General features: G+C 44.7%; 14 protein-coding genes and 1 pseudogene. 14 read left to right on the top strand and 1 reads right to left on the bottom strand.

All coding sequences use genetic code 11. The features are described 5' to 3' along the window. From LIQ05_RS01780 to LIQ05_RS01760, 5 genes and pseudogenes are all read left to right on the top strand, one after another. Positions 1 to 2,631 (top strand): alpha-L-rhamnosidase, encoded by a 2,631-nt coding sequence (locus LIQ05_RS01780; protein ID WP_215706649.1) that lies wholly within the window; start codon positions 1 to 3, stop codon positions 2,629 to 2,631. A 109-nt stretch (positions 2,632 to 2,740) separates the two neighbouring features. Continuing rightward, entirely contained in the window at positions 2,741 to 3,553 is an 813-nt protein-coding gene (locus LIQ05_RS01775) for an SGNH/GDSL hydrolase family protein (protein WP_082426248.1), read from the top strand. Between the two features lie 103 nt (positions 3,554 to 3,656). Next, complete coding sequence (locus tag LIQ05_RS01770) at positions 3,657 to 5,033, top strand: MFS transporter (RefSeq protein ID WP_055267533.1); 1,377 nt, start codon at positions 3,657 to 3,659, stop codon at positions 5,031 to 5,033. 23 nt (positions 5,034 to 5,056) lie between these two features. Beyond that, positions 5,057 to 7,311: pseudogene (locus LIQ05_RS01765) on the top strand (beta-glucosidase family protein). A 26-nt stretch (positions 7,312 to 7,337) separates the two neighbouring features. Beyond that, positions 7,338 to 9,404 carry an FAD-dependent oxidoreductase gene (locus LIQ05_RS01760; protein WP_117854335.1) on the top strand — a complete coding sequence of 689 codons (2,067 nt, stop codon included), beginning with the start codon at positions 7,338 to 7,340 and terminating at the stop codon, positions 9,402 to 9,404. Between the two features lie 251 nt (positions 9,405 to 9,655). Here LIQ05_RS01760 and LIQ05_RS01755 read toward each other — a convergent pair whose 3' ends face one another. Beyond that, complete coding sequence (locus LIQ05_RS01755; protein ID WP_226818136.1) at positions 9,656 to 9,847, bottom strand: transposase; 192 nt, start codon at positions 9,845 to 9,847, stop codon at positions 9,656 to 9,658. Positions 9,848 to 10,040: 193 nt separating this feature from the next. Here LIQ05_RS01755 and LIQ05_RS01750 point away from each other — a divergent pair, with 193 nt between their 5' ends. The 9 genes from LIQ05_RS01750 to radC all read left to right on the top strand — a co-directional run bounded on the left by LIQ05_RS01750 (position 10,041) and on the right by radC (position 22,716). Further along, positions 10,041 to 10,238: a helix-turn-helix domain-containing protein gene (locus LIQ05_RS01750; RefSeq protein ID WP_117854336.1), complete on the top strand. Its 198-nt coding sequence runs from the start codon at positions 10,041 to 10,043 to the stop codon at positions 10,236 to 10,238. A gap of 67 nt (positions 10,239 to 10,305) precedes the next feature. Then, positions 10,306 to 11,595 (top strand): tyrosine-type recombinase/integrase, encoded by a 1,290-nt coding sequence (locus tag LIQ05_RS01745; RefSeq protein ID WP_226818134.1) that lies wholly within the window; start codon positions 10,306 to 10,308, stop codon positions 11,593 to 11,595. Between the two features lie 135 nt (positions 11,596 to 11,730). Then, the gene (gene mutS / locus LIQ05_RS01740; RefSeq protein WP_226818132.1) at positions 11,731 to 14,340 is read left to right on the top strand and encodes a DNA mismatch repair protein MutS; all 2,610 of its coding nucleotides are present in this window, start codon (positions 11,731 to 11,733) and stop codon (positions 14,338 to 14,340) included. A 73-nt stretch (positions 14,341 to 14,413) separates the two neighbouring features. Beyond that, positions 14,414 to 16,573 (top strand): DNA mismatch repair endonuclease MutL, encoded by a 2,160-nt coding sequence (gene mutL / locus LIQ05_RS01735; protein ID WP_226818130.1) that lies wholly within the window; start codon positions 14,414 to 14,416, stop codon positions 16,571 to 16,573. A 71-nt stretch (positions 16,574 to 16,644) separates the two neighbouring features. Continuing rightward, the gene (gene miaA / locus LIQ05_RS01730) at positions 16,645 to 17,592 is read left to right on the top strand and encodes a tRNA (adenosine(37)-N6)-dimethylallyltransferase MiaA (RefSeq protein WP_226818128.1); all 948 of its coding nucleotides are present in this window, start codon (positions 16,645 to 16,647) and stop codon (positions 17,590 to 17,592) included. A 45-nt stretch (positions 17,593 to 17,637) separates the two neighbouring features. Next, the gene (locus tag LIQ05_RS01725; RefSeq protein WP_226818126.1) at positions 17,638 to 18,915 is read left to right on the top strand and encodes an aminotransferase class I/II-fold pyridoxal phosphate-dependent enzyme; all 1,278 of its coding nucleotides are present in this window, start codon (positions 17,638 to 17,640) and stop codon (positions 18,913 to 18,915) included. 5 nt (positions 18,916 to 18,920) lie between these two features. Further along, positions 18,921 to 20,111, top strand: coding sequence for an NAD(P)/FAD-dependent oxidoreductase (locus tag LIQ05_RS01720; RefSeq protein WP_226818124.1), 1,191 nt, complete (start codon positions 18,921 to 18,923; stop codon positions 20,109 to 20,111). A 121-nt stretch (positions 20,112 to 20,232) separates the two neighbouring features. Next, positions 20,233 to 21,831 carry an NAD(P)/FAD-dependent oxidoreductase gene (locus LIQ05_RS01715; protein WP_226818122.1) on the top strand — a complete coding sequence of 533 codons (1,599 nt, stop codon included), beginning with the start codon at positions 20,233 to 20,235 and terminating at the stop codon, positions 21,829 to 21,831. 183 nt (positions 21,832 to 22,014) lie between these two features. Continuing rightward, positions 22,015 to 22,716, top strand: a complete 702-nt coding sequence (radC, locus tag LIQ05_RS01710; protein ID WP_226818504.1) for a RadC family protein — start codon at positions 22,015 to 22,017, stop codon at positions 22,714 to 22,716.

Here is a 22,716-nt window from a genome sequence, read left to right as displayed (position 1 = left end):
ATGGAGCTTACAAGACTTAAGGTAAACAGTCAATACAGACCATGCGTGGACGAAGTACCTTATTTTTCATGGGTGATCATCAGTGACAAAAAGAATGTGATGCAGACATCCTATCATATTACAGTGACAAGTCTGGGAGAAGTAGTGTGGGATTCCGGGGTGATAGAAAGTGATAAAAGCACTTTTGTAGAGTACAACGGGAAACCATTGAAAAGTCTCAGTGACTATAGCTGGACAGTGAAAGTGACGGTTAATAACGGAGAAAAGGCGGCGGCATCCTCATCCTTTGAGACGGGATTTATGAAGAAAGAATGGACGGCCGAGTGGGTGAAATCTCCGTTCCCGATGAAAAAGGTAAAACCTGGAACCGGCGGGCAGAATCCGGCAGAATATTTCCGCAAAGAATTTGACGCACGAGACGGTATAAAACGGGCACGCGTCTATGCCACATGCCACGGAGCATATCAGCTCAGCGTGAACGGAATACGTCCGGACGACAGAGAGTTTGCTCCGGAATTTACCGTCTATTCTAAATATCTGTGTTACCAGACTTATGATGTGACTCCATTCTTGAGAGAGGGAAGAAATGTCATAGGAATGTTAGTGGGGGACGGCTGGTATGACAGTGCGAACTTTAAACCGAGAAGCAGGAAGTTTAAAGCCGAACATTCTGTGTTATTTCAGATAAAGATTGATTATGAAGACGGAACGAGTGAAATTGTTCTGTCCGATGATGCTGTGAAGGTTTCGGAAAGTCCGGTCCGGTCTTCCGATTTGTTTGCAGGCGAACTCTATGACGCACGGATGGAACAGGAAAACTGGAACTGCTGCGGATTCGATGACAGCAGCTGGAAAGCAGGTATCCCATGCGGAAAATCTTACGCGAACCTGGTAGCTCAGTACGGGGAACCGGTGCGCCCGGTAAAGGAAGTACCGGCAGTCGGAATGACAGTCAGCCCGAAAGACGAGACGATCATTGACTTCGGGCAGAATCTGGCGGGGGTTCTGCGCGTAAAAGCGAAACTGCCTGCCGGAACAAAAATGGTATTAGATCATTTTGAAACTCTGGATCAATATGGAAACTATTTCAATAATATTTTCATGTCAGAGAAAACAGGACACAAACAAAGCGATATTTATATTTCAAACGGGAAATTTACAGAATATATACCGCATTTTACATATCACGGTTTCCGCTATGTGAGAGTGACATGCGATCAGCCGGTGAGTCCGGAGGATTTCACAGCGATTGTCCTGTCTTCTGACAATGAGGATCTGGGAACTTTTGAGACGTCCAACGAAGATATAAACCGGCTTTACGAAAATACAAGATGGTCTCAGCGGTCGAATCTGTTCTCAATCCCCACGGACTGTCCGCAGAGAGAAAAAGGCGGATGGACCGGAGATATCCAGATTTATGCAAGAACAGCCATGCTCAACGAAAATGTAACCCCTTTTCTGACAAGATGGCTGCGTAATATGACCTGCAGCCAGCAGAAAAACGGAGCGATTCCCAATGTGATCCCCCTTACCGGAATCTATGAATTACTGGAGAAACTGAATCGGATCGTATACCGCAATTTTGAACCGGTGGGAGAAGCGGGATGGGGAGATGCCGCTTGTATCGTACCGTGGAGCATGTATCAGCTTACAGGAAATATCAGGATACTGAGAGAGCAGTATGACACAATGAAAAAGTGGTGCGACTATATCATCAACACTGCAAAGAAGCGTAGAGGCAAGATGAAACATCCAAAAGAAATTGACCAGTATCTGTGGAATACAGGACATCAGTACGGGGAGTGGCTCATACCGAGCCAGACAGTAGACGGAGCAGACCAAAGCGCTGCAAAACCTATCAATACTTCTGTATACTGCGCGCCAATCTTTGGATGGAATTCCTGTCGGATCATGGCAGATACAGCAGCACTCCTCGGGCATACATCAGACGAATTATACTATGATGACATTGCGTCCAGAATGAAATCTGCCATTCAAAAAGGACTGATCGATGATGATGGGAAGATGCCTCTTGATTTTATGGGCAGTTATGTGCTGGCAATCGCATTTGATCTTGCTCCTGAAAGGAAGAAAAAAAGTATCGCTGGACATTTGATCCGCAAGATAGAAGAAAACGGGGATTGTCTGGATACAGGATTCCTGACGACACCGTATCTGCTGGATGCACTCTGTAAGATCGGCAGGATGGACAAGGCATATAAAATCCTGCTCCAGACAAAGTGCCCGTCATGGCTTTATGAGGTGAAGCAGGGAGCGACAACAATCTGGGAAAATTACATTTCTTACAAGGAGGACGGGTCTCCGGTTATGACAAGCCTGAACCATTATGCCTTTGGATGCGTGGACGACTGGATGTTCCGGAAGATAAGCGGCATTGATATGGCTGCTTCCGGATTTAAGAAGATTGTGATTGCGCCGGAGACGAATAATGCGTTTACAAGTGCAAAACGTACCTATATGAGTGAGTACGGTAAAGTAGGGGCAGAGTGGAGTATGGAAGAGGGGAAATTTAAATTGAAAGTGGAGATTCCCTGTAACACAACTGCCACTGTAAAACTGCCGGATGGCAGATTGTATGAGGTGGGGAGCGGAATATATCAGTTTGAATAAAAGTATCAAAGGAAATAAAATGACAGTATTTGTGAGAACTGACCGGCAAAAGCAGACGGTCAGTTTTTCTTAATACGAAAGTTGAAAATAATACGAGGAGTTTAGGATTATGAAAAAGAAAATATTGAAGATTACCTTAAGTGTCGTTTTAATTTTGATTCTGGCTGTGGGTCTAGGTCTGGCATATTTAGTAGGGGCGGCAGGCGGTGGTGGACCGTTTGATTTTGTTTGGAAGAACAAACTGAAAAAAATGCCAGGAAACGCAGAAAAATACAGTCTGGAAAATATAGAACCGTTAGAAAACAGCCCTCTTGGAGGGAAGCGCATCTGCTACCTTGGATCATCTGTAACATTAGGTCTGTACTCAATGGATGTTTCTTTTGCAGATTATATCTCTTACAGAAATGGCTGTGAGTATGTAAAAGAAGCCGTCAGCGGCACTACTTTAGTAGATAACGGAAAGACGTCTTATATCCAGAGGATGAAAAATAATATCGGTACAGATGAGAAATTCGATGCATTTGTCTGCCAGCTTTCCACGAATGACGCGTCGAAGGAAATGCCGATAGGAGAACTCAGCCGTTCAGAAAATTTGGAAGATTTTGATACACAGACGATAACAGGAGCAATGGAATATATCACTGTATATGCAAAGCAGACATGGAATTGTCCCGTGATCTTTTATACTGGAACAAAATATGACAGTAAACAGTATCAGCAGATGGTAGATGTATTATTTGAGCTTCAGGATAAATATGGAATAGGCGTGATCGACCTTTGGAATGACGAGGAGATGAATGACGTTTCTGAAAAAGAATATGAAGTTTATATGGCAGATCCGGTTCATCCGACGCAGGCAGGATATCTGGAATGGTGGACGCCTAAGATGGAAGAATACTTATATCAATTTTTAGAAAGATGATTATTATATTAAGTTTCGTCGGTAAACCGCTTATATATCGTTGGTGATTTGCCCTTTGGGATTATTTATAATTGAATCAAACAATGAAAGGACGGATAACGAAATGGAAAATGCAGTTACAAAAAGAGAAAAAATCAGTTATGGTTTGTATTTTATGGGACAGAATGTATTCTATGGACTGATAGGATATATGACTACATATTTTACAGATATCGGCATAACGGCAGCATTGGTTGCAATCGTGGCGCTGATCACGAAAGTGTGGGATGCCATCAACGATCCGATCTTCGGTATGATCATGGATAAGGTAAATTTTAAGAAAGGGAAATTCCTGCCGTGGCTTCAAATATCTGTCATAGCGATTCCGGTGGCGACCATTCTTCTTTTTACAATACCTACCGGGATTCCCATGATGGCTAAAATCATATGGGCAACACTTGCTTATATGTTATGGGATACAGCCTATACCCTTTGTGATGTGCCGATTTTTGGTATTGTCACCACGATGACAACGGACCAGAAGGAACGTATTTCACTAAACAGTATAGGAAGGATGTTTGTTATTTTTTCAGGTATTGTTACAGGAATTGTCCTGCCGTTGGTACGGCAGCGGTTAGGCGGCTGGGCGACAACAGTAATTGTGTTATCTCTTTTGTCAGTTGTTATGATGATTCCAATCTGTCTGTTCGCAAAGGAGAGAGTAATTGAAAAAGAAAGAGCACTGGACGAAGGGGCAGAAGATAGTTATACGTTGCGCGATATGGCAGAATGTCTGCGAAAGAACAAATATTTATTGATTTTCTTTGCGGCTCCGCTCATCAGCAGCCTGCTTAATGTTGGTGCAAATTGGGGCTTATATGTTGCCCGGTACTGCCTTGGCGGTGAAGAAGCTGCCTCATATGTTTCGATGACGGTGATTATTCCGACCTTAATCGGTGCGGTTATGGCAGTAGAATTATGCAAGAAATATGACAAATTTAAAGTCTTCTATATTTCATATGTTTTCGCTTTACTTCTGGGAATTGTAAGATTCATGGCCGGGTATGAGAATATGACGGTGTATGTGACTTTAAATGCCTTAGGAGGAATTCCGCTGGGAATAGCAGTTATACTGCAGTATCAGTTTACGCCGGACTGCTACGAGTATGGACAGTACAAGACAGGATTAAAAATGCGTGGTGTAACGTTTGCAGCGCAGACATTTTTTACAAAATTAAATGGAGCGATCGCAACAGCAGTCAGTGTGTTTGCGTTAACTTTAATCGGCTTCCGGGAAGGAGAAGGCGTTGTTCAGGCGGCAGGATTTGCCGATAAATTATGGACATTCAGCTGTCTTGGCAGCATTATCGGGGGTATTTGCACTCTGCTTATGCTTCGCCTTTACAAGCTTAATGACCATGATGTCCAGCTGATGGCAAAATGCAACAATGGTGAGATTAGCCGTGAAGAGGCAGAGTCACAGATGATCAATCAGTATTAAGAAAAGAATGGAGGACTTTTGCGATGGACAGAATAAAGGAACTGATTTCAAAAATGACGCTGGAAGAGAAGGCAAGTCTCTGCTCGGGCGCTGATAACTGGCATACGAAAGAAATCAAACGACTGAACATTCCGTCAGTTATGATGGTGGACGGCCCTCACGGACTGAGAAAGCAGGAAGGGGAAACGGATCATCTGGGATTGAATGAAAGTGTGAAGGCCGTTTGTTTCCCAGCAGCCTGTGCAACAGCCTCCAGCTTCGATGTTGACCTGATGGAACGGATGGGAGAGACGCTGGGAGCGGAGTGTCAGGCCGAGAATGTAAGCATGCTGCTTGGCCCGGCGGTGAATATTAAAAGGAGCCCGTTATGCGGGCGGAACTTTGAGTATCTGTCGGAGGATCCATATCTGGCAGGTAGGATGGCATCGGCATATATCCGCGGAGTACAGAGTCAGGGCGTGGGGACAAGCATTAAGCACTTCGCACTGAATAACCAGGAAACACTCCGTATGACGATATCTTCCGAGGTGTCAGAACGTGCGCTCAGGGAAATCTATCTGCCTGCGTTTGAGGAAGCGGTGAAAGAATCAGCTCCAAGAACCGTCATGTGTAGCTACAACAAAATAAATGGAGAATATGCTTCGGAAAACAGATATCTTCTGACAGATATCCTGAGAAAAGAATGGGGATACAAAGGCTGCGTCGTCAGTGACTGGGGCGCTGTAAATAACCGTGTGAAAGGACTGCAGGCCGGACTGGATCTGGAGATGCCTTATTCCGGAGGATACAATGACAGACAGATTGTGAAAGCAGTACAGGAGGGAAGACTGGACGAAGCTGTGCTGGATGAAGCGGTGGAGCGGGTATTGAATGTTGTATTTGCCGGTGAAGAGCAGCATTGTCCGGAAATTATATCTGATAAGGAAACAGATCATAAAAAAGCAGCGGATATTGAGACGGAATGTGCGGTCCTGCTAGAAAATAACGGTATACTTCCGTTGAATACAGACAGAAAGGTTGCCTATATAGGGGAATTTGCCGAAAAGCCGCGGTATCAGGGCGGCGGCTCCAGCCATATCAATCCGTTCATGGTTGTTTCGGCATTAGATGCTGCCGGAGAAAAAGGGCGTAGCGTGACTTATGCAAAAGGATTTTCTATGGAAAATGACGCGATGACGGAACAAGAGCTAGAAAAAGCGCTTCGGACTGCTGCAGAAGCAGACGTCGCGGTGATCTTTGCCGGTCTGCCTGAGATATTTGAGTCGGAAGGGTATGACAGAACATCTATGAAGTTGCCCCAATGCCAGGACCGTCTGATCGAAGAAGTGTTGAAAGTACAGCCTAATGTTGTAGTTGTACTCCACAATGGAAGCCCGGTAGAACTGCCCTGGGCTGATAAAGTAAGCGCGATCCTTGAAATTATCTCGGAGGTCAGGGCGTTGGCGAAGCCTGTGACCGGCTGTTATACGGAGAAGCGAATCCGTCCGGCAGGCTGGCGGAGATATTCCCGTACCGGCTGGAAGATAATCCGAGCTACCTTCATTTCCCAGGAAATGGAAAGCGGGTGTTATATGGTGAGGATATCTTTGTCGGGTACCGCTATTATGATACAAAGAAGGTTCCGGTGCGGTATGCATTCGGACATGGGCTGTCTTACACGGAATTTGCTTATGGGGACTTGAATTTGTCATCGGCTCAAATGACGGATGAGGATATCCTGACGGTCTCCTTCAAGGTGAAAAATACAGGAAAGACAGAAGGAAAAGAAGTCGTACAGCTGTACGTGGCTGACCTGTGCGGCATATCGGAGAGACCGGTCAAGGAATTGAAAGGATTTGCCAAAGTTCATCTCCTGCCGGGAGAGGAAAAAACGGTGTCGATGGAAATTTTGGCGAGGGATCTTTCCTATTATGAAGAACGTCTCGGGGACTGGTATGCGCCATCCGGAACATACCGGATCCTGATCGGCCATGCTTCTGATGACATCCGATTACATGCTGATATTGTATTTGAAACACAGAAAGAACTGCCCCTTCGCGTAGATTTCACAACAACGTTCGGAGAATTATTGGATCATACGAAAACCGCTCCCGTTATTACGGAACTGCTGGCTCCATTGGCAGCAGCAGCCGCATCAGCAGAAGGTATGAGTGACGAATACAAGAAGCTGGGAGAGCAAGTTATCCGGGAAATGCCGATGAAATTTCTGCTGGGACAGATGCCGGGAGAACAGGTGGAACAGCTGATCGGTCAGTTGAATTGCTTACTTGCACAATAGGATAATTGAGGAAGGATGTTCAAAAAATGAAAAAAGAACACGAAATTTTATTTGAACCATTTAAAATTGGAACGGTAATGATTAAAAACCGTTTTGTTTTGGAACCAATGGAAGGTACAAACATGATAGACTGCTTACCTATTTTTAAAATTGGTGAGGATATCTATGATTATTATGTGGAGCGTGCAAAGAATCATGTAGGTTTAATTATTCCCGGAATGGTTACTCTGCGTAGTATGGTGGGGAAACAGTGGCTTTATGAGCAGAAAGAAATATTCGAAGGACTAAAGCCGCTTTTAGCAGAAATTCATAGTTACGGTGCAAAAGTGTTTTTGCAGATTGGTGCAGGATGGGGACGAACATTTACCATGCCGCTGGCATTAAAGGAACTTTATGAAAAAGAGAAGGAAACCGGACAAAAGTCCATGTTTGACTGGGATAATCTTCTTGTAGCCCCTAGTGAACTGCCTAACCGTTGGCTTCCAGAAATTATACATAGACCACTGACGGAAGGAGAAATTCTTGAGTATGTGGATGCCTATGGTAAGACAGCCAAACTTTGTATGGAGACAGGGTTTGACGGTGTGGAAGTGCATGCCGTGCATGAAGGCTATCTGCTGGATCAGTTTACAACGAAGTATACGAATCGGAGAACAGATCAGTATGGGGGGACTTTTGATAACCGCTACAGGTTTGCGAAAGAAGTTGTAGAGGAGATTAAGCGACAGTGCGGTGACACATTCCCTGTATCCCTTCGGTATTCCGTAACCAGTAAGACAATCGGCTTTGGTATCGGGGCAGTTTATGGTGAGAAATTTACAGAAGCCGGCAGAGATCTTGAGGAAGGGCTGAAAGCCGCAAAATATCTTCAGGATGCAGGATATGATATGCTTAATGCGGACAATGGGACTTACGATTCATGGTACTGGGCGCATCCGCCTGTATATATGCCTTTAAACTGTAACATGGCGGAGGTGACACGATTAAAAGAAGTGGTAGAAATTCCTGTGGTATGTGCAGGAAGAATGCAGCCGGATGAAGCTTCAGCATCTATATCAGAAGGAAAACTGGATGCTATGGGAATCGGACGTCAGTTCCTGGCGGATCCGGAATATATTGTAAAACTGGAACAGGAGAAATTTAGTGACATTCTTCCTTGCATTGCATGTCATAATGCATGTCTTCCGATTTATCATTATGAAGGCGTTGGCTGTGAAATCGATGAAGAGGATGGAAAAACACAAGGGCATTGTGCGTTGAACCCTAGGACATTCTGTGAGCAGAAATATGATTTTGAGAAAAAAGCAGCTGTAACGAAAAGTATTGCGGTCATCGGCGGGGGTATCGCTGGGATGACTGTAGCCCGAATTGCGGCAATACGAGGTCATGAGGTAACTATTTATGAAAAGAGTGACCGGCTCTGTGGTGTGTTTAATGCTGCAGCAGCACCTGAATTCAAAGAAAAAGATAAAGAATTTATAAGATGGATTCAACAAGAAATAGAAAGCCTGCCGATTAAAGTGGAATACAACTGTGAAATTACAACTCTGGCTGAGCTGACAGAAGATGAAATTATCATTGCTACGGGCGCAAAACCTAGAAAGCTAGATGTTCCGGGACAGGAAAAAGCTATTGAAGCAACGGAATATCTGCTGGGGAGAAAAGTAGGAAAGGACGTCGCTGTAATCGGCGGAGGTTTGACGGGCTGCGAGATTGCCTATGACCTTGTGCTGAAAGGAAAACGACCGGTTATTGTGGAAATGGCAGACGATATTTTAAAGACCAAGGGACTCTGCATGGCAAACTCCAGTTGTATGAGAGACTTATTGCGGTATTATGAAGTTCCTATTTATAAAAACGCAAAGCTCTTAGAAATCATTGAAAATGGAATTGTTATTGAGACAGCGGAAAAGACAATACAGTTGGAATGCGACGACGTGATAATGAGCTGTGGTTATATGCCAGACACGAGGCTTGTTGACGGCGGAACACAACAGGGGAAAACGAATATTCATATAGTCGGCGATGTTAAAAAGGTTGGAAATTTGAAAACAGCAATCTGGGAGGCTTATGATTTAGCATTTTCTTTGTAAGATTAAACTCTTAAGCGGACAAAGAGGCTTTTAATATATTATAGAAACACTGCTATAAGAATTATTGATACCATTAGGCTGTCGATTTTTGAGGGATGTCATATACAGAATTATACTGACTAATATTAAGTTTTAATCGGTATTTCAATTTGTGTGATGTAATCATCAAAGGAGTCAATGAAGAGTTCATTGATTCCTTTTTCATATGCAAAATCGCAAAATGTAATACCATGCTTGTTGGGCCGGCTCTATCAAAGATGATAAGCCCTTTTTCCTGTCTCAGAAACCTGGATAGGACTTAGATTTCTTACCCAGTTTAAGATAGTTGACTTTGCTACGCCATATTCACTTGATAACTGAGGAAATGAGTAATTTCCTGTATTGTACAAATCCACAATTTGTTGCTTAAACTCTTGTGTGTACTTCTTTTGGTTTTTTGCCATGTTGAACAGCTCCTTTACATTATTATGATTATTATAGGCTGTTCAACTTTTTATGTCTATGGTTATATACTAACACCAATAAAAGCCAAAAGAGAAGGCATAACAAGACAGGAAGCAATAGAAAAAATATTGGCATTACGGGAGAAAGGTACATTGTAGTAGTTGAATTTGATATGTGAAAGGAAATGTAGGTATGAGAAAAAAGAACGATATAAAGGAGGAAAATGGGAAACTTCTTCTTTCAGTAAAAGAAACCTGTGAATTAACTGGGTTATCTGAAAAAACAGTTCGTACTATAATGGCTGAAAATGATTTCTGCGTCCGAATTGGGCGCAGAACACTTGTACACAGAAAAAAATTTGAACACTGGTTGGAGGAACAGGACACTTGAATATTTTTTTAGAACGTGTTAATATTCTGATGTACTTGAAATCTGGCCTGGAAAGGATGAATACAGTATGGGAAAATCTTTGAAAGGCAAAGAATTAGGAAGTGGACTTTCGCAAAGGAAGGACGGACGTTATCAAGCCAAATATTATATACCCGGTTCCCCGAAACCCAAATATTTATATGATAGAAATTTGGCAAAACTAAAGAAAAAACGTGATCTGGAAAAAGCAAAATACATTCTGGGTTATAATGATAAAGCGAAAAAATATAAAGTTTCTGAATGGTTTGATGTATGGATGAAACTTTACAAAATTGGGCGAATTAAAGCTAATACGGTTCGTGGATATGTAGATGGATTTGAGCGGGGTGCAGATTTTATTGGCTCTGTGAGGCTTGATTGCCTCACACCTTCTCATATCTACAATATGGTTGAAGGAATGCAAAGCGATGGCTATGCGGAATCATCAGTTGTCCATACTTTATCAATTGTAAAGCAATTACTTCAAAGTGCGGTAGATAATCAAATGATTCCAATGAATCCCTGTAAAGGGATTGCAATAGAAAAATCCGAAAAAGTAACAGTTGATCCAATATTGGAGGATGAAAGCAAAATACTTCAACCAGAGGAAATTAAAACATTTCTTGATGCAGCAAAAAACACGAGATATTATGAACTATTTTATATTATTTTGAATACTGGAATGCGTATTGGCGAAATTACAGCACTTTGCTGGTCTGATATTGATTTTGAATGTCATCGAATTCGTGTATATAAAACACTGAATAGAACGACGATTTATTTTGATGAAGGAAAAAATCGATTAGAAAAACCAGAGTCAGTTAAACAGATAACGACGCCTAAGAAAAAGGCAAGTTATCGTTGGATTCCTATGACAGAGGGTGTTGAATTGGCATTTCACTCTTGGGAGAAAAAGCAGATTGCGGATAAAGAAAAAAGCGGATCATCATGGGGAAAGGAAAATCCTTTCCTCAAAGATTTTCCGGATCTTGTATTCACAACACAACCAGGAGGGGTTTTTCTTCCTCAATATGCAAACGCGGAATGTTCACGTATTATAAGCATAATTGAAAAAAAAGAGATCGAATTAGCTGAAAAAGAAAATAGGGAACCTCGTCTTTATGAGGTATATCCCCATAAATTTCGGCATACGTTCGTCACCAAACTGAATGAGTCTAATATGTCTCCATTTACGGTGAGTAAGATTGTGGGACATACAAGCGTAAATATGACGAACTATTATACACATCTGGAACAGGATTATGTGGCAGATGAATTTAGAAAATTTGCTGCAAAATACGATGAGGGAAAAGTTCCGGCGGTGCCAGAAAAAGAATAAAGGAAAATTATGAAGAATACTACTGATAACATACAAAATACTAACCGGGGGTCAAATGGGGGTCAAACTACTATTTCAGGTGCTTCAAACCCGCATAAATTAAGGGTTTCAGCGCAAACCATGAAACTATCACCCATGATGCAGGAGTATTGTAAAACGAAGGAGAACTACAAGGATGCTATCCTTTTTTACAGGCTCGGGGACTTCTATGAAATGTTTTTTGATGATGCGCTTTTGGTGTCTAAGGAATTGGAGCTTACGCTTACGGGTAAGGATTGCGGTCTGGAAGAGCGTGCACCTATGTGCGGAATCCCCTTCCATGCAGCCGATACTTACATCAACCGTCTGATCGAGCGTGGACATAAGGTTGCAATCTGTGAACAGGTGGAGGATCCCAAGAAGGCAAAAGGGCTTGTAAAACGTGAAGTTATCCGTGTGGTTACTCCAGGAACTACCCTGGATGCCACCTCATTGGATGAATCCAAGAACAATTACCTGATGTCAATCGTCTCCATAGCAGATCATTTCGGTTGTGCCATAGCGGATATTACCACAGGTGACTGCTTTCTTACAGAAGTCCCAAACAGTCAGAAGCTGGTTGATGAGATCAACAAATTTGGTCCGGCTGAGATCATATGTAATGACTCCTTTTTTATGAGCGGTGTTGACACAGATGACTTAAAAGAACGCCTTGGAATCTGTATTTTCTCATTGGACGCCTGGTATTTTGACGACGATACCTGCAGGAAGGAATTAAAAGAACACTTCCATGTAACCAATCTGGAAGGCCTTGGAATCAGCGATTATGACAGTGGAATCATTGCTGCCGGAGCGCTGTTTTTGTATCTTAAGGAAACACAGAAAACGGCTCTTTCCCAGATGACGGCGATCCGTCCATACACAGCTGAACGTTATATGCTCATCGACAGCTCCAGCCGCCGGAATCTGGAACTGGTAGAAACTCTTCGGGAGAAGCAGAAAAGAGGCTCCCTCCTCTGGGTACTGGATAAGACCAAGACAGCCATGGGGGCCCGTACCCTTCGTTCCTTTGTAGAACAGCCTCTGATCGATGCCCTGGAGATCAACCGCAGACTGGAAGCTCTTGAAGAATTAAATGAGAAGCCAATGCTCCGCGATGAGATCCGGGAATATCTCAATCCTGTTTATGACCTGGAGCGTCTTGTCAGCCGTATCAGCTTCAAATCTGCCAATCCTAGGGATATGGTAGCATTTGCTTCTTCCCTGGAAATGATTCCTTATATCAAACAGGTTCTGAAAGATTTTCAGGCTCCCATCTTGAAGGAAGTTTATGAGGAAATGGACAGCCTTGAAGATATTACAGATCTGATCAAGCGGGCCATTGTAGATGAACCTCCCCTTGCCCAGAAGGACGGAGGCATTATCCGTGAAGGCTTTAACGAAGACGTAGATAAATTCCGCAGCGCCCGTACCGACGGAAAAAAATGGCTCACAGAGCTTGAAACAAAGGAACGGGAGCGTACCGGAATCAAATCCCTGAAAATCAAATACAACCGTGTATTCGGCTACGCCCTTGAGGTTACCAATACATTCAAGGATCTGGTACCGGAGAACTACATCCGCAAGCAGACACTTACCAATGCAGAGCGTTATATTACCGAGGAACTGAAAAATCTTGAGAACATGATTCTTGGAGCAGAGGATAAGCTCTATGCCCTGGAATATCAGCTGTTTTCCGATGTCCGTGATAAGGTTGGGGAAGAAGTCGTACGGATCCAGCGTACAGCCAAGGCAATTGCTGGTCTTGATGTATTTGCATCCCTGGCTCTTGTGGCGGAACGGAATCATTATGTACGCCCGAAGGTAAACGAAGGCGGCGTGATCGACATCAAAGGCGGCCGCCATCCGGTTGTAGAGCAGATGATCGACAATGACATGTTCATCGCCAACGATACATATCTGGACAGCAATAAGAAACGGATTTCCATTATCACCGGTCCAAACATGGCAGGTAAATCCACCTACATGCGTCAGACGGCGCTGATCGTTCTGATGGCGCAGATCGGAAGCTTTGTCCCGGCGGATAAAGCTACGGTGGGAATTGTAGACAGGATCTTTACCCGTGTGGGTGCATCCGACGACCTGGCCAGCGGACAGAGTACCTTTATGGTAGAAATGACCGAGGTGGCCAACATCCTTCGAAATGCCACTGCAAAGAGTCTGCTGATCCTGGATGAAATCGGCCGCGGAACCAGTACCTTTGACGGACTTGCCATTGCCTGGGCGGTGATCGAGCATATCAGCAATACCAGGCTCTGCGGTGCGAAGACCTTGTTTGCCACTCATTATCACGAGCTGACAGAGCTGGAGGGAAAGCTTTCCGGAGTTACCAACTACTGCATTGCCGTAAAAGAAAAAGGGGACGACATTGTTTTTCTCCGCAAGATCGTACAGGGCGGTGCCGACAAGAGCTACGGAATACAGGTGGCGAAGCTGGCAGGTGTGCCGGATTCTGTGATCAATCGTGCGAAAGAACTGGTTGAAGAGTTAAGTGATGCAGACATAACGGCTGCGGTAAAGGACCTTGCTTCTCCAAAGAAGAAGCCAAAGGTCGAGATGGATATGGCACAGATGTCTTTATTTGACACTGTGCAGGATAATGATATTATTGAAGAACTGAAAAGCATTGACATTGGGAATCTGACTCCGATGGAAGCTTTAAATACTTTGTACAATCTTCAGAATAAGATAAAGAACAGATGGTGATTGGTAGCTGCTGTTTATGGGAAAAGCCTGTCAAACAGCAGCAGTCAGCCTGCTTTTATATGGAGAGAAAAACTTGAGAAAAATCGCAGTTTTAGACAAACATACCATTGATAAAATTGCAGCAGGTGAGGTGGTGGAGCGTCCTTCTTCTGTTGTAAAGGAGCTTGTAGAAAACTCCATTGACGCTGGTGCTACCGCCGTAACTGTAGAGATTACAGATGGGGGAAAGAAGCTGATCCGTATTACAGACAACGGAGGGGGAATTGAGGCTGCTCAGGTACCTACAGCATTCTTAAGCCACGCCACCAGCAAAATTGAAAAAGTAGAAGATCTGGAAAACATAGCCTCACTGGGATTTCGTGGTGAGGCTTTGTCCAGTATTGCCGCAGTTTCCCAGGTGGAACTGATCACAAAGACACCTTCTGCCATCAGCGGTGTGCGTTACGTGATCGAAGGCGGCGTAGAGCAGAGCCTTGAGGAAATGGGAGCACCAGATGGAACGACGTTCCTGGTGCGGAACCTTTTCTATAATACACCGGCCCGGAGTAAATTCCTGAAATCCGATTCCTCAGAGGCCAACTATATTGGAATCATGATGGAACAGCTGGCTCTTTCCCATCCGGAAATTTCGTTTAAATATATTCAGAACAAACAAGTGAAGCTGCATACCTCTGGCAATTACAATGTAAAAGATGTGATCTACAATGTATATGGCAGAGATATGGCAAAAGCGCTTCTGGAGGTTTCCTACGAAAATGATTTTATGAAAATTGAGGGATATGCCGGTAAGCCGGAGGTTTCCAGAGGAAACCGGAGTTTTGAGAATTACTATGTAAATGGCAGATTTGTGAAGAATAATATTATTACAAAGGCCATTGAAGACGCATATAAGGGCTTTGTGATGCAGCATAAATTCCCCTTTGTGTCTTTACAGATTCAGATGACGGGAAATGATCTGGATGTAAACGTTCATCCCCGAAAACTGGAGGTCCGTTTTGCAAGAGGTGCTGAGGTTTATGATGCCATTTATGAGGCGGTGCACAATGCGCTTCTCCATAGAGAGCTGATCCCGGTTGTTTCGGTTGGAAAAGAAGAGCAGGAATCAAAGACGGCAGCAGTGAGCCGCGGTGCAGTTCCGGAGCCTTTTGAGAAAAGCAGGAGAATGGAGTTTGGCCGTGGAAATGTGAACGGAAATGGTTCTGCACAGACTGGAAATTCATTTTACCAGAATGCGGGTAAAACTGGAAATTACAGCAGCACTTCCAATTTTCAGGCAGGCAATATGCTCCGGGAACAGGCAGTTTATCAGCCCAAAACGTTCAGCAAAGAAGAGGATGCTCTTTTTGCAGGAACTTTGAAGGCTGCTGTGGAAGCGGATGAGAAAGCTGCTGCAAAGAGCGCAGGAGAGGCTGGAAATCAAGCTTCCGCTTTATCTGCGGCAGGGAATACAGAATCATCGGATACTGAATTTGAACCAAAAGAATTAGAAGGGGTACAGCCTTATGGTGAGAATTCAGCACAGGCGATTCGGCAGGACATGGATGTACAGGGAACGCAATTGCAACATGAAGATACTGGGAACACAGTACAAAATAAAGAGAAACCGCCCCGGCAGCTGGAACTTTTCCAGGAGAAGCTTCTTGCCCCGGAATCCAGAAGCCGCCACAAGCTGATCGGACAGCTGTTTGACACGTACTGGCTGGTAGAATTTGAAAACCAGTTTTATATTATTGACCAGCATGCTGCCCATGAAAAAGTAAACTATGAGCGTTTTGTAAAGCGTTTTAAAGAACAGTCTATTGAATCCCAGTATTTAAATCCGCCTCTTGTAGTAACCCTGAACATGGACGAACAGGCGAAATTAAAAGCCAATGAAGAATATTTTACAAAATATGGTTTTGAGATTGAACCCTTTGGCGGACGGGAATACTGTATCAGTGCAGTTCCAACCAATCTGTACGGCTTCCACGAAGAAGAACTGTTTCTGGAAATGCTGGATAGTCTGGGCAGCGAAGGCTCGAAGGATGCATTTGATCTTTTCACAGCGAGACTTGCTACTATGGCCTGCAAATCCGCGGTCAAGGGAAATCACCAGATGTCCGCCTTGGAAGCAGACAGACTGATCGACGAGCTTCTCACCCTGGACAATCCATATAATTGTCCCCATGGACGTCCGACGATCATTGCCATGACGAAGACGGAAATTGAGAAGAAATTTAAGCGAATTGTGTAACTGCTTTGCAGAAAGTGCTTCGTGAAATCTGTAACGATGAAGAAATTGAAGTGTTTAGTTTAGGAGAGATTATGAAAAAACCTCTTATTGTTCTCACCGGTCCAACCGCTGTGGGAAAAACCAAACTGTCTATTTCCCTGGCAAAAGCAGTTGGCGGGGAGATCATATCTGCAGATTCTATGCAGGTTTATAAATATATGGATATTGGCTCTGCGAAGATCATGCCAGAAGAAATGCAGGGAGTTCCCCATTACCTGGTGGATGAGCTGATGCCAGAGGAAGAATTTCACATTGTGCGTTTCCAACAGATGGCAAAGGATGCCATGGAAAAGATTTACGTCAAGGGACACATTCCCATTCTGGTGGGGGGAACCGGCTTTTATATTCAGGCGGTGACCAGAAACATTGATTTTACCCAGGCCGGGCAGGATGACGGATACCGGGCCGGTCTGGAGGCACTTGCCCTGGAAAAGGGTGCCGCATATCTTCATCAGATGCTGGCAGAGGTGGATCCCAAAAGTGCCGAAGCGATTCACGAAAACAACACGAAGCGTGTAATCCGCGCGCTGGAATTTTATCATCAGAACCATAGCCCTATTTCCGCACACAATGAGGAGCAGCAGGAACGGACCAGCCCCTATAATCTGGCATACTTTGTGCTGAATGCACCCCGGGAGCTTTTATATAAACGCATTGATAAGCGGGTGGATGAAATGATGGCCAGCGGTCTTGTGGCAGAAATCCAGAAGCTGAAGGACATGGGTTGTCACAGAGGTATGGTTTCCATGCAGGGCCTTGGGTATAAAGAAATTCTGGCCTATCTGGATGGAGAAATGCCGCTGGAAGAGGCTGTGCGGATCTTGAAGCGCGACACCCGGCACTTTGCCAAACGCCAGCTCACCTGGTTCCGCAGAGAGCCGGAAACAGTGTGGGTGAATAAAGATGAGTTCGGGTATAACGAGGAAAAAATGCTGGAGTATATGCTGGGCATTTGCCGCGAAAAGGGAATGCTTAGCTAACACAAAAAATGGAGGAATACCGTCAGACAGACGGAAAGAATTATTATGAAAGAACTATATCAGCAGCTGGGAATTTCTTCCCAGGTTTACGATTTTTGCCATGAAATAGAGGAATCCTTAAAGGAGCGTTTTGAACAGTTTGATAAAACTGCGGAATACAACCAGATGAAGGTTCTTCTGGCAATGCAGAAAAACCGTGTCAGTGAGGAGTGCTTCGGCTCTTCTTCCGGATACGGCTACAACGATTATGGCCGTGACACTCTGGAAAAAGTATATGCAGATACCTTCCATACAGAGGCTTGTCTGGTGCGTCCACAGATTGCCTGTGGAACCCACGCCCTTGCCATTGCCCTTTTTGGAAATCTGCGCCCAGGAGACGAAATGCTGGCACCGGCAGGAAAACCATACGACACTCTTGAAGAGGTGATCGGCATCCGTCCTTCTAAGGGATCTCTTGCAGAATATGGGGTTACTTACCGTCAGGTAGATCTTCTGGAGGATGGCACCTTCGATTATGAAAATATCCGCAAAGCCATCAACGAAAAAACAAAGCTGGTGGAGATCCAGCGTTCCAAAGGCTATATGACCCGTCCATCCTTTTCCGTGAAGCAGATCGGTGAGCTGATTGCCTTTGTAAAGAGCATTAAGCCAGATGTGATCTGTATGGTAGACAATTGCTATGGCGAATTTGTGGATACCATCGAGCCAAGTGATGTTGGAGCGGATATGATAGTTGGTTCCCTGATCAAAAACCCAGGCGGCGGACTTGCTCCTATCGGCGGTTATATTGCCGGAACCAGAGAATGTGTGGAAAATGCTTCCTACCGTATGACCTGTCCGGGACTTGGAGCAGAGGTTGGTGCTTCTCTTGGAGTAAACCGTTCCTTCTACCAGGGATTTTTCCTTGCTCCTATGGTAACCAAGGGAGCGTTGAAGGGCGCTGTTTTTGCAGCCAATATTTATGAGAAGCTTGGATTTGATGTGGTTCCCAACTCGACAGAGCCAAGACAGGATATTATCCAGGCTGTGACCTTAAACAGTCCGGAAAGACTGATCGCATTCTGTAAAGGTATTCAGGCTGCTGCCCCGGTTGACAGTTATGTGGATCCGGAACCATGGGATATGCCAGGCTATGACAGCCAGGTCATTATGGCAGCAGGTGCATTTGTGCAGGGATCTTCTATTGAGCTTTCAGCAGATGGACCGGTAAAAGAGCCGTACGCTGTATATTTCCAGGGGGGACTTACCTGGGAGCATGCAAAACTTGGTGTCATGATGTCTTTACAGAAACTTGTAGAGCAGGATTTAGTGAAATTACCGTGAAAAATATGGAAAAAAAACGTGTGATCATAGTTGGCGGCGGAGCATCCGGCCTGATGGCTGCCATTGCAGCTGCCCAAAATGGAGCAGCCGTAACCTTATTGGAACAAAACGAAAAACCAGGGAAAAAGATTTGTGTCACCGGAAACGGCAAATGTAATTTTACCAATATCCAGGAGCAGGCGGATGCTTACCGGGGCGAAAATCCAGATTTCTGGCAGGAGGCTCTGAAACGGTTTCCTGTGGAAGCTACCGTAGCTTTTTTTACAAGACTTGGAATTTATCCTGTGAATAAAAATAACGGGTATTTGTATCCTCACAGCGGGCAGGCCGCAAGTGTTGCAGAAGTATTATGTATGGAAGCCCGAAATCTTGGAGTTAAGATTAAGACCAACCAGAAAGTGCAGCGCGTTTTTCGGGAAACGGATATCTGGAAAATCCAGGTGGAAGGCTGGACATATGAAGGAGATGCCGTGATCCTGGCAAATGGTTCCAAAGCATCTGCAATTTCTGGTTCCGATGGCAGCGGCTATGAGCTGGCTGCTGCATTAGGACATAAGATCATAGAGCCTCTTCCGGCTTTGACAGCCCTGAAATGCAGGAATACCGGTTTTTCCGGCTGGGCAGGGGTTCGTACAGAGGGCAGAGCCACCTTACTTGTGGATGGGAAAAAGACGGCAGAAGAAACAGGCGAACTGCAGCTTACGGATTATGGCGTATCTGGAATTCCGGTATTTCAGGTCAGCCGCTACGGAATCCGTGCACTGAAACAAGGGAAGAATGTGATATTGAACCTGAATTTTCTGCCGGAATTTTCCAGGGAGCAGCTGAATACATTTTTGAAAATGCGGAAGGAAAATTGTCCATATAAAGGCAAAAAGGAATTTCTGACCGGACTCTTCCCAGACAAGCTAGCCAAGGTGCTTTTGGCAGCAAAGAACCTGGAGGAAGCTATCTTCAGCTATTCACTTAGAGTAACTGGCTATCAGTCTTTCGAGCAGGCCCAGGTGTGCTCCGGTGGTGTTGATACCAGGTCGGTTGACAAAAGGACTCTGGAATCCAGAAAAAATCCAGGCTTATATTTTGCTGGAGAACTTCTGGATGTAGATGGAAAATGCGGTGGTTACAATTTGCAGTGGGCATGGTCCAGCGGTTATGTGGCAGGAATCAATGCTGCCAGACAGCAGAAAAATACTTAAAAGTAAAATGATCAGTAACTATTCAGCGGCAGTATTCCGCCAAGCGTATAACTTTGAAGGCACTGAACAGTTGCAATTACCAGATGTTACATATATGCAATCCGGAAAAAAGGAGAACAACATGATCCGAATTACCCAGCTGAAGCTTTCAATCAATCATACCCAGGAAGAGCTAAGCCACAAGATTCACAAGGCGCTGCGCCTGAAAAATGAGAGCTTTACTTACGAAATTGTGAAGCAGTCCCTGGATTGCCGTCATAAAGATGACAAGAAATTTGTATACACAGTGGATGTGGCTTTGCAGGAAAAAAATCTAGAGAGTAAGATTGTCCGAAAGGTTCACGATAATAATATTACGTTAACCGAGAAAAAAGAATATAAATTTCCACAGCCTGGGGAAGCCCGGCTGAAGCATCCTCCAGTGATCGTAGGAAGCGGTCCGGCTGGAATTTTCTGCGCATGGTATCTGGCAAAAGCCGGATATCGTCCTTTTGTTCTGGAACGGGGAGAGGAAGCCCATGTCCGTCAGAAAACTGTGGAAAATTTCTGGAAAAACGGAGTTCTGGATCCAGATTCCAATGTACAGTTCGGAGAAGGCGGCGCTGGTACTTTTTCCGATGGAAAGCTGAATACCCTTGTGAAAGATCCTTCCGGAAGAAATCACGAAGTCCTGAAACGATTTGTACAGGCGGGTGCTCCGGAGGAGATCATTTATCAGCAGAAGCCTCATCTTGGTACGGATGTGCTGGTTGGGGTTGTAGAAAAGCTTCGCCATGAGATTGAAGAAATGGGTGGCAGCTTCCGATTCCGCAGTAAAGTCACAAACCTGTTTTTTGAAAATGACCAGTTAAAAGAAGTGGAAGTGAATGGGGAACAGCGGATTTCGGCAGAGGTATGTGTGCTGGCTGTTGGACACAGTGCCAGAGATTCCTTCTTTATGTTTGAAAAGAAGGGCATCTATATGGAGCCGAAATCCTTTGCCGTGGGTGTGCGTATGGAACATCCACAGTCCATGATCAACATGGCCCTTTATGGGGAAGAGGAAAACGAAAGGCTTGGAGCTGCTGCATATAAGGTTACCCATACCTGTGAAAATGGCCGTGGAGTATATTCCTTCTGTATGTGTCCGGGAGGCTATGTGGTAAATGCTTCCTCAGAACAGGGAATGCTTGCTGTAAATGGCATGAGTTACCAGGCCAGAGACAGCCGCAATGCCAATAGTGCACTGATCGTGTCTGTGACACCGGCAGATTTTCCAGAAGAAGGTCCATTGGGCGGCGTTGCCTTTCAGCGCAGCCTGGAACGGGCGGCATGGAAGGCTGGAAATGGCAAGGTTCCGGTACAGCTGTTTGAAGATTACCAGAAGCATAAACCAAGTACAACCCTGGGAAAAGTGGATCCATGTATCAAAGGTGCTTATGCTCCGGGAGATGTGCGCAGTATTTTTCCAAAAGAGATCGGGGACTCTATCGAGGAAGGGGTTCTGGCATTCGGCAGGAAGATGAAAGGCTTTGACCGGCCTGATGCTGTGTTGTCCGGTGTGGAGAGCAGAACTTCCTCCCCAGTACGTATTGTCCGGAATAAAGAATCTCTGGAGGCAAATTATGGGGGAATATATCCATGTGGAGAGGGCGCTGGCTATGCAGGCGGTATCACTTCAGCTGCTATGGACGGCATAAAAGTAGCGGAAGCTATTTCTAAAAAGTTTAGAAATTTTTAGGAGAGAGTGTACATCTCTCCTTTTTTATGCTAAAATGAGTCTGCATTGTGAAGAACAATGCAGGATAAAAGTTGTAAAACTGTCTGTCTGCCCCGGGGAATAAGCGAAATCCGTTTATTGTGGTATACAGGCAGCATCCTACCTGTCAGCCCTGGAGAACTGCAGGTAAAATAAATGAATGAAATGAAACAGACAATCAGAGAATTGCCAGAGTCCTCCCGTCCTTATGAGAAATGTCTGCAGTGGGGACCATCCGTGCTCAGCGACAGTGAGCTTCTGGCAGTGATCCTGAGAAGCGGCGTACAGGGAACCAACTCCCTTGTACTTGCCAACCAAATCTTAAGTCTTACGAAAGATACCTCATATCCGGGACTTCTGGGACTTTTACATATGTCCATTCCAGATCTGATGAAGGTGAACGGAATCGGGAAAGTCAAAGCCGTCCAGCTGAAATGTATCGGGGAACTTTCCAAGCGGATGGCGTCTGCTGTTGCCAGACCAAGACTTTCTTTCAATGAACCCATCACCATAGCGAAATACTATATGGAACATCTCCGTCACGAAGAACAGGAGGTGCTGATTGTTATGCTGCTGGATGGAAGAAATCATCTTCTGAAGGAAGAAACGATTTCCAGAGGAACCGTAAATGGTACATTGATCACTCCAAGGGAGATTTTTATGGAGGCACTTAAGTATCATGCGGTAGCTGTGGTACTGGTCCACAATCATCCCAGCGGTGATCCGACGCCAAGTGAATGTGACCGGGAAATTACAGAGCGCGTCTATACATCCGGAGAGCTTCTTGGGGTAAAGCTTCTGGACCATATTGTGATAGGCGACCAGAAGTATATAAGCTTCCGGGAACAGGGAATGCTTGACTACTGA

This window comes from Blautia glucerasea (assembly GCF_020537505.1).
In the GTDB taxonomy this organism is placed as follows: domain Bacteria; phylum Bacillota; class Clostridia; order Lachnospirales; family Lachnospiraceae; genus Blautia_A.
This window is presented reverse-complemented; position numbering and strand designations above follow the sequence as displayed.